The sequence below is a fragment of the Pseudoxanthomonas sp. LjRoot204_2 genome, from assembly GCF_056175765.1.
In genome coordinates this window covers 1-8728 of record NZ_JBGFFG010000112.1, presented here as the reverse complement: position 1 = coordinate 8728, position 8728 = coordinate 1, and the positions used below count along the sequence as shown (strand labels likewise).

General features: G+C 69.1%; 7 protein-coding genes and 1 pseudogene. 4 read left to right on the top strand and 4 right to left on the bottom strand.

Features of this window, described 5'->3' with window-relative positions; translation table 11 throughout:
* Positions 1-178 precede the first annotated feature (178 nt).
* The 3 genes from AC04L7_RS07255 (at position 179) to AC04L7_RS07245 (ending at position 4815) form a co-directional block, all read left to right on the top strand.
* On the top strand, positions 179-1267 hold the full coding sequence (locus AC04L7_RS07255) for a carboxypeptidase-like regulatory domain-containing protein (RefSeq protein ID WP_435998091.1): 1089 nt from the start codon (positions 179-181) through the stop codon (positions 1265-1267).
* A gap of 115 nt (positions 1268-1382) precedes the next feature.
* Complete coding sequence (locus AC04L7_RS07250; protein WP_475512753.1) at positions 1383-2204, top strand: amidohydrolase family protein; 822 nt, start codon at positions 1383-1385, stop codon at positions 2202-2204.
* 322 nt (positions 2205-2526) lie between these two features.
* Positions 2527-4815, top strand: coding sequence for a putative bifunctional diguanylate cyclase/phosphodiesterase (locus AC04L7_RS07245; RefSeq protein WP_475512752.1), 2289 nt, complete (start codon positions 2527-2529; stop codon positions 4813-4815).
* A gap of 28 nt (positions 4816-4843) precedes the next feature.
* Here AC04L7_RS07245 and AC04L7_RS07240 read toward each other — a convergent pair whose 3' ends face one another.
* A complete protein-coding gene (locus AC04L7_RS07240; protein ID WP_435998097.1) occupies positions 4844-5698 on the bottom strand; it encodes a PA4780 family RIO1-like protein kinase in 855 nt (284 codons plus the stop codon).
* A 146-nt stretch (positions 5699-5844) separates the two neighbouring features.
* Positions 5845-6648, bottom strand: a complete 804-nt coding sequence (locus AC04L7_RS07235) for a DUF2306 domain-containing protein (RefSeq protein ID WP_435998099.1) — start codon at positions 6646-6648, stop codon at positions 5845-5847.
* Positions 6649-6833: 185 nt separating this feature from the next.
* Here AC04L7_RS07235 and AC04L7_RS07230 point away from each other — a divergent pair, with 185 nt between their 5' ends.
* On the top strand, positions 6834-7910 hold the full coding sequence (locus AC04L7_RS07230) for a helix-turn-helix domain-containing protein (RefSeq protein WP_435998101.1): 1077 nt from the start codon (positions 6834-6836) through the stop codon (positions 7908-7910).
* Positions 7911-8029: 119 nt separating this feature from the next.
* On the opposite strand, the gene AC04L7_RS07225 is transcribed toward AC04L7_RS07230, so the two are convergent.
* Both AC04L7_RS07225 and AC04L7_RS07220 read right to left on the bottom strand, forming a co-directional pair.
* Positions 8030-8290: a hypothetical protein gene (locus tag AC04L7_RS07225; RefSeq protein WP_296278291.1), complete on the bottom strand. Its 261-nt coding sequence runs from the start codon at positions 8288-8290 to the stop codon at positions 8030-8032.
* Positions 8287-8728 (bottom strand): annotated as a pseudogene (locus AC04L7_RS07220) (TFIIB-type zinc ribbon-containing protein); the annotation flags it as partial. The pseudogene AC04L7_RS07220 and the gene AC04L7_RS07225, both read right to left, overlap by 4 nt.

The window sequence follows — 8728 nt, the reverse complement described above, 5'->3', positions numbered from 1 at the left end:
ATAGTTAGCTAACTATCGAAATGTGTCAAGCATCGTCCGTCCGGACGCGAAAGGGCGGCACAGGCGTCGTCCGGACCAACCACTGGGCCGGACCCACCTGTCCGGCGTGACGAAAGACCCTCGTCGGGAGCGCGGGATGCCTCACAATTCCGTCGACCCTGGACATGGAACGACCACGATGACGCCCCTCTGCCGCATCTCCGCACTGATCGTCCTTCTGGCCATCACCGTCTGCATTCCCGCGCATGCCGCCACGCCCGGCGACGACGAAGGCCGCCTGATTACCCGCAACGCCGACGGCGCATGGTTCCTGCAGCAGCCGGAGGGCGCGCCCGGCAAGGGCTGCGTGGCCCGGTTCATGTCCGCGAAAAAGGACCAGTCGCAACTGGCCCTGGTCGGCCCCACCGCGAAATCGTCGACGGCCGCCATCCTGCTGCACGGCCCGCGCATCGCCGCACCGCCGGCCGCCCGCGAGGTCAGCGTGCAGGTGCAGCAGGACGGCCTGCCGCCAGCCACGATGCGCGGCGCGCTGATGCCGCCCGCCGGCGGCCAGGGCGGCGGCTTCATCATGATCCCCGTCGGCGACCTGGCGCAGACCATGGGCTCCATGCGCGTTAAGGAGACCGGCATGACCGCACGGGTAGACGGCGTGGACGCCTTCGGCCTGTCCTACGACGGGCTGGACCAGGCGCGCAGCGCGATGCTCGACTGCCTGGCCGGCAAGCGCTTCACCGGCGGCAAGAGCCTCGCCGAGGCCACGTCGGAGATCCGCCTGATGGGCACCGGGTCCATTGCGGGTAACGCGTTCTTCAAGGGCGCGCTGCTGGCCAAGAAACAGTACCCGCCGAAGGGCAGCCAGCGGGTGGGCCTGATCCACATGAGCGATGAGTTCAAGCAATGGTTCGAGACGGTCAAGCAGAGCGAGAAGATGCCGGACCGGATTCCGGAGCGCATCGCCAAGCACTTCATGTTCGCCACCATCCTGGACGACCAGGGCGGCTTCCGCTTCACCAAACTGCCGCCCGGCGAATATCTGCTGATCGCCGACTTCTCGTACAAGGAGACCGCGACCCGCAGCGAGGTGGTGGGTCGTACGGATGTGTACGTCGGCAACCGGCACATCGGCTCGAACGACCAGGTCGCCTACTGGTTCGAGGACGTCAAGAAGAACACCACCTTCTCAAAGACCGTCCACCTCAAGGACGGCGAAGCGATGCAGGTGAGCCTGGACAAGTCGATGCTGGGCTGCTTCTTCATCTGCCGCTGACGGCGTGTGCGAGGAGGCGAGGCGGTGCCGCGTGAACGCGATACGGAACGTGTCGTGGCACCCTGTGTCCTTTTCCTCATGTTGTGAGACGACGATGCTGCGCTTGCTCGCCCTGATGCTTCTACTGTGTGCCACGCCCTACGCGACGGCGGCTGCCCCCGTGTTCGATGTCCACGTGCACCTGCGCGACGGTGAGACCTCCCTGCGGCAGTACCGCGACGACGTGCGCGCCGCCGGCCTGGAACTGTCGGGTATCGGCGTGATGTGGTTCGGCGGTCCGCACCAGGCCCGGCAGGGCGAGCTGGCGAAGATCCGTGCCGGCAACGACACCGTGATCGCGCTGGCCGCGGCGCATCCCGACGTACTGCCCATCGCCACCGTGCACCCCTACGACGGCGATGCCGCCGTGGCGGAACTCGCGCGCGTGGCTGCCGCCGGCGTGAAGGTGCTGAAGATCCACGCCCACACCCAGGGTTTCGACATCGGCGACCCGCGCGTGGAAACCCTGGTGCGCAGGGCCGGCGAACTCGGCCTCACCGTGCTGATGGACAACGCCAACATCCTGCCCGGCGACAGCGAAAAGCTGTTCAACCTGGTCGTGCGCGTGCCGAAGACCAAGTTCATCCTCGCCCACATCGGCGGCCTGAACTTCCGGTTCTGGAACATCCTCGCGCTGGCCCGCACCGCCGACGGCTTCGGCTTCGACAACCTGTACTTCGACATCTCCGCCACCGTGCTGGTGGTGGCTGATTCGCCGGTGGAAGAAGAATTCCTCTGGACCCTGCGCAACGTCGGCCTCGACCACGTGCTGCTCGGCTCCGACTACCCGCAGATCGGCCTGGGCCGCACCGTCGACGCCTTCGAGCGCCTCGACCTGACCGACGAAGAAAAAGCGAAGATCCGCAGCAGCAATGCGCTGACGCTGTTCAATCGCTGATGCGTGCACCCGCGGCCCGCGGAACCGAGTCCGCGACCCTGTGCGGCAGGGCCATGTGATGCGATCACTTCCCAGCGTGCGTGGCGCTGATCGAATGACGCAGACAGGGGTCATGTCCGTGCGTCGGTGAGAGCTCGAGTCACAGTAGTCGCGCATGTCACATTAGGAAGCGAAACACCTCATCGATGCGATGCGGGCGTGGCGTACACGCGTGCTAGATTTTGACTGTGTCGATAGGCTCCCGAGGCTGGCGGATGGATCCGAACTGCGTGGTGATGATCGTCGTCGCCTGTCGCACACGCGCGGAGGCCGGATGCGCCCGATGAGCCGTCACGCCATCGTGGAAGCGATCACGGCCACGCGGCGCGAGTGGTTTCCGCTTGCGAGCGGGCGACTGGGTCACGCGTGGTGGGTGTTCATGCTGGCGGTCGCGGCGCTGGGCTTGATCCAGTGGCGCTGGTATGGCGGCACGTTGCTGGTCGGGAGCACCCTCGGCCTGGTCATCGGGGCGGCGCAGGTGCATGGACGGCGCCGCGGGCCGTGGTGGTGGGTGGCGGCGGCCCATGCGCTGTTCGTCGCGGGCGCGTTCGTGCAATCGGACATGGATGCGGCCGGCACGTCGGCGCGCGGGCTCTCCGCCGCGGATGCGCTGTACACCGCGGCGACCGCTGCGTTCGCGGCGGGGCTGCTCGGTTTCATCCGCCACCGCACCAGTGGGCCGATCGCGTGGAAGGGGTTGCTCGACGGCGTGGTGGTGTTGCTGTGCGCCGGACTGCTGGGCTGGTGGCTGTTCGTGCAGCCCACGCTGGACCAGGCGCCGCCGTTCCCCGCGCCGCATCGCTTCCGCACGCTGTATCCGGTCGCCGACCTGGGCCTGCTGGCGTTGGCGGCGTGGTTGGCCAGTGCACCGGAGACGCGCTCGCCTTCGTTGAAGCTGCTGGTGCTCGGCCTGGTGTCCTGGACTGTCGCCGATGCCGTCTACCATGCGATAAGTTTCGGCGGCGCCACGCCGCCCACGCTGCTGTTCCCGCTGTGGCTGCTGGCCTACGTCTGCTGGGGCGCCGCGGCGCTGCATCCGTCGCGGCATCGCCTGCTGGCGATCCGGGATGCATCCCGCGTGGATGGCACGGCCGGTCGCTTCTCGCTCGTGGCGCTGGCCATGCTGGCGGCGCCCCTGAGCCTGCTGGCGCCCGCACGGCCGGATGCAGTGACCACCGCCATCATCGTCGTCGCGGTGATCGGCACCGCCGCGTTGCTGTTGTGGTGGCGGCTGCGCGGATTGCGTGGCCAGGTCGACCGTCAGCATGACGCTCTGGTGGTGGCGGCGGAGACCGACCCGCTGACCGGCCTGCCCAACCGTCGCCGCTTGCTGGACGTGGTGGCGCGCGCGATGGACGCCGGCCGGAAGACCGCGGTGCTGGTCATCGACATCGACCGTTTCGGTGCAGTCAACGAGGCGTACGGCCACGCTGCCGGCGACCTGCTGCTGCGCGAACTCGCGCACCGTTGGCGCGACGCGCTGTCGCCCGGCGACGCGCTGGTCTACATGGGCGCGGACGAATTCTGCGTGGTGATGCCGGCGTTGCAGGACGCGGCGCAGGCGCTCGCCGTCGCGCACCGGCTGCAGGAGTCCCTGCGCGATGCCGTCTGGCTCGACGCGGCGAAGCTGCGGATGGCGGCCAGCATGGGACTGTCCATCGGCCCGGACGATGGCGACGAGCCCGGCGTGCTGGTGCATCGCGCGACCCTCGGCATGCGCCGCGCACGCCAGCAGCAGGACGGCATCGCCCGCTTCGCGCAGGATCTCCCGCGCCAGGACCCGCGCACGCTGCTGCTGCTCAACGAACTGCGCGATGCGCTGGCCGATGGCCAGCTGCGGCTGCAGTACCAGCCCAAGGTCAGGCTGCACGACATGCGCGTGATCGGCGTGGAGGCGTTGCTGCGCTGGGAGCATCCGCAGAAGGGCACGCTGCCGCCCGGGCAGTTCATCCCGCTGATGGAGCACACCGGCCTGATGCCGGAGGTCACGCAGTACGTGCTGCACCTGGCACTGGAGCAGTGCGCGGCGTGGCAGCGGGCGGGCATGGCGTTGACGGTGGCGGTGAACCTGTCGGTGTGCAGCCTGCTGGACGGCACACTGTCTTCGGAGGTGCGCGGCCAGCTTGCGCGTGCCGAGGTGCTGGCGCACAGGCTGGTGCTGGAAGTCACCGAATCGGCCGCGATGTCCGACCCCGCCACCAGCCTGGCGACGCTGCATGCGCTCGCAGCGCAGGGGGTGAAGCTGTCGATCGACGACTACGGCACGGGATACAGCTCGCTGGCGTACCTGCAGGACATGCCGGTGGAGGAACTGAAGCTGGACAAGAGCTTCATCGTCAACCTGCGGAAGCACGAAGCCAGTGCAGCCATCGTGGGGTCGACGATCCGCCTGGCACGCAAGCTGGGCATGCAGGTGGTGGCCGAAGGCGTGGAGGATGCCGAGACCGCCACGGCGCTGCGCAAGCTGCACTGCTTCGCTGCGCAGGGGTACTGGTTCTCGCCGCCGGTCGACGCGGCGGCGCTGCCAGGCGTGATGGCGGACATCGAGCGTCRCCTGGCACGAAGGGCCTGACGCGGGCGCGGTTCCACCTGGTGCCCGATCAATCCTCGTCCTGGGCCTCGCGGCCCTGCTGGCGGATCAGCGCCAGTTCGCGCGCGTCGTTGATCGCATCGCGCACGCCGTCGATGTCGACGCTGCGTTCGTCCGGGGTGAACCGGCCGGTCAGGGGGGTGTCCGGCAGCAGCGTGCCGGCTTCGTACAGCACCCACATTTCCTCGCCGTACCACGTATCGAGCAGCTCCGGCGCCCAACGGCCGAGGGAGGCGGTGAGGTTGTTGACGTCGCGCAGCAGCATGCTGCGGGCGGCGTTGTTGCCGGCGGCGCTGACCACCTGCGGGAAGTCGATCACCACCGGGCCATCGGGACCGACCAGCACGTTGTACGCCGACAGGTCGCCATGGATCAGGCCGCAGCACAGCATGCGCACCACCTGACGCACCAGGATGGCGTGGTACGCGCGGGCCTGTTCGGGGGTCAGTTCCACTTCGCCCAGGCGCGGGGCGGAGAAGCCCTCGGCGTCGGTGACCAGTTCCATCACCAGCACCCCGTGGAAGAAGCCATGGGGTTCCGGCACGCGCACGCCGGCTTCGCGCAACTGGTACAGCGCGTCGACCTCGGCGTTCTTCCACTCGGCTTCCTGCTGCCTGCGGCCGTAGCGGCTGCCGGTGGCGACCGCGCGGGCCTCGCGGCTGCCGCGCGACTTGCGGCCTTCCTGGTACTGCGCGCGCTTCTGGAAGCTGCGCTGCGCCATGTCCTTGTAGACCTTCGCGCAACGCACGTCGTCGCCGGACCGCACCACGTAGACGGCCGCCTCCTTGCCGCTCTTGAGCGGGCGCAGGACCTCGTCGATGACGCCTTCGTCGATCAGCATCAGCAGGCTGGCAGGGGTCTTCACGAAGTCCTTGTGGGGTGCGGGCGCGCGGCCGAATCACGTGACGGCCGCGCAGTGTGCCCGAACGCGGCGTGGCGTGCAGCGGACGGCCGATGGCCCGCGCGGGTTCCGGCCATGGCCCGCGCGACCGCATGCCGGCGCGCCGGCGGTCACAGGAACGGCCACCACATGAAGGCGATGGCCGCCAGGCTGCCGGCGGCGGTGAGCAGGGCCAGCAGCGCCAGCAGGCCGCCCATCGCCACTTTCCGGCCCGCATGCGGCGAGCGCTCGACGCGGAAGTACAGCGCCAGCACGGCGATGGGCACCATCCAGCTGCCGAAGCTGACCAGCAGGAAGGGCGCGCCGCTGTAATCGATCCGGATGCCCAGCGGCGCCAGCACCAGGCCCGCGAGCATGATGCCGATGCGCAGGAACCAGACGCCGTTGACCAGCAGGTAGGCCCGCAGCGCGTGGCGACGGTGCGCCGCGAATTCCTGCCTGCGTGCACTCCGCCATGCGAGCACCGCGAACACCACGATCAGCAGCCCGTTCAGCGAGATCGAGAGGTTGCTGGCCGGTCCCAGCTGTGAGCCGCGCACCCATACCAGGTAGAACCCGGTCAGCGTCACCACCAGCGCGACGGCCAGGAACATGCGCCCGTTCCAGCGATGCACCGCAGGCCAGCGCCGCCGCAGCGCCGGGACCAGCTGCCACGCCCCGGCGAAGGTCACCAGGCCGGCCAGCAAGGCGTGACCGACGAACTGCACGTTGCCCGCCACATCGCCGGGCACATGGCCCGTCACATGCGGCTTGGCGTTCAGTGGGGACAGGTCGCCGTCCAGCACCGGCCCGCCGAAGAACAGCACGATGAAAAGGACGAAGGCCCATTGCCCGAGGGTGGCGGCGATGAACCAGGCGGTCGCGCCGGCGGACAGGAAGCGCGAGGGGGTCGCAGGGGAACGCGGGACGGGCATGGCGAAGCTCCGGACAGGGAAGGCAGGCAAGATGCGCAGGCGTCGGGAGGGCGTCTCGCCGATTCGGAAATCGGCCAGCCGGATGGGCATGGCGATTCGGCATGCCCGCACCTGGCATGACCGATGGCGCTTGGAGGTCGCGCGGGCGTGCCGCAGGCTGTGCCGCAACCCGGGAGGACGACACGATGCAAGGCTGGCAGGCAGGCGCGACCGCCATGGCGGTCGCGGTCGCGGTGGGGTCGTTGCTGGTGCTGCTCTGGCAGCGGCCCAAGCGCGATCTGGACGTGATATTCGCGGTCGTCAGCGGCTCCATGGCGCTCTCGCTGATGTCGCCGTGGATGACGGATGCCCCGGCGTGGATGGTGTGGGCCGTCGCAATCGGTGGCAGCGCCACGTGCAACGGCTTCTGGCTGGTGTCGCGGGCGCTGTTCCGCGGCGAAGGCGGGGTGGGGCGCGTGCACGTGCTGGTGGCCGGTGGCGTGGCCGTCCTGATCGCCGCCTACCGCGGCGGCACCCTCGCTGCGCAGGGGACGGTGTCGTCGTGGGTATCGGGCGTGGACGGCCTGCTCACGCTGGCCAGCTCCACCCTGCTGGTGCTGACCTTCCTGGAAGCGCTGCGCGGCGACTGGTCGGCCTTGCCGCGTGCCGAACGCCGCCTGCGGCTCGCCTTCATGCTGCTGTTCGCCGCCTGCGTGCTGGGCACCACGCTGCTGGGGGCGCTGGCCAGCGCCAGCCCGTCATTGGCGGCGCTGCGCAGTGGCGTGATTCCGGTCTGCGCGATGGCGATGATCCTGTTCACCCATGCGGCAGTCCGGCATCGCCGCCGCGCACCGCTCTCCACGCCGGACACCATCGGTGCGGCGCGCGCGCCGGTGGGTACGGTCAGCGAGGACGATGCGCGCCTAGTGCGCGCGTTGCAGCGCCATCTCGACGCGCAGCAGGTGTATCGCGAGCCCGACCTGAAGGTCGCCGATCTTGCCCGTCGCCTCGGCACGGCCGAGCACCGGCTAAGTCGCCTGATCCGCCAGGGGTTGGGCGAACGCAACTTCAATCAGCTGATCAACCGCCACCGCATCGCGCATGCATGCCGCCGGCTGGCGGATACGGACGACGATGCGACCATCCTGGAGATCAGCGGCGATGCCGGGTTCGCGTCGCTGGGTCCGTTCAACCGGGCCTTCAAGGCGGCGATGGGTTGCACGCCGACGGCGTACCGCGCCGCGCACCGGGCGTCGCCACACGCGAGGCTGGAAATGTCCTAGCGCTGTCCCGGCGTGGACCGCCGGACACGTCGCGCCGGGCGAGCCGCAGGTCGGGCGCCGCAACCGCCGCGGGCTTCCCCGCCTGCGGCGCGCCTTTACGCATCCGCCACGACGCGTCGTCAGCGGACGTCGTCGCCCACGCGTTGCACGCGCTGCCGGTACGCCCGCACGTTGTCGCCGTCGATGCGGGTGCGCTGGGTGCCCTTGACCTCGTCGATCTTGCGGTCGGTGCCGGTCACCGGCTTGGCCACCACGTCCGTCTCATGCTCGAACGCGTGCGACTTGTCGGTGTTCCGGTAGTAGCGGTAGATGGCCCAGTACAGCGCCGCGGCGCCCGTCGGGCCCAGCGCCAGCAGCCATAGGCCGTTGTCGTCGCTCATGATCCTGCCCAGATGATCCAGAGGGCGATGCCCTCCAGGAAGGTGCCCACGGTCAGTGCGGTCAGCAGCAGTTTCCATTGCTGCACCGGCACGCTGCCCATCGTCTCGCCGGTGCGCCCGTTGACCGCGATGTAGTGCAGCAGGCCGCCGTTGCTGCCGGGCTGGTGGTACGAATACAGCCAGACCGGCAGGTACATCGACACCCAGCGCGTGCCGTGCACGTCCAGGCGCTCCTGCTCCCAGCGCACGCCGCGATCGTAGCGACCCACCGAGTCCTCCACCTGTGCGCGCGCGATCGACAGCAGCTGGTCTTCCAGCTTCGGCCGCAACTGCTCCACGTCGGTATCGCGCTTCTCGGAGGTGAAGCCGGACAGGTAGGACGCATTCCATTTCACTGCGTTCTTGGTGTCGAACGGCAGGATGGTGTTGATGATGTTC

Coding starts and splice junctions, on each gene's coding strand:
- AC04L7_RS07255 (WP_435998091.1), top strand. CDS start 179: ATGACGCCCCTCTGCCGCATCTCCGCACTGATCGTCCTTCTGGCCATC.
- AC04L7_RS07250 (WP_475512753.1), top strand. CDS start 1,383: ATGCTTCTACTGTGTGCCACGCCCTACGCGACGGCGGCTGCCCCCGTG.
- AC04L7_RS07235 (WP_435998099.1), bottom strand. CDS start 6,648: ATGCCCGTCCCGCGTTCCCCTGCGACCCCCTCGCGCTTCCTGTCCGCC.
- AC04L7_RS07230 (WP_435998101.1), top strand. CDS start 6,834: ATGCAAGGCTGGCAGGCAGGCGCGACCGCCATGGCGGTCGCGGTCGCG.
- AC04L7_RS07225 (WP_296278291.1), bottom strand. CDS start 8,290: ATGAGCGACGACAACGGCCTATGGCTGCTGGCGCTGGGCCCGACGGGC.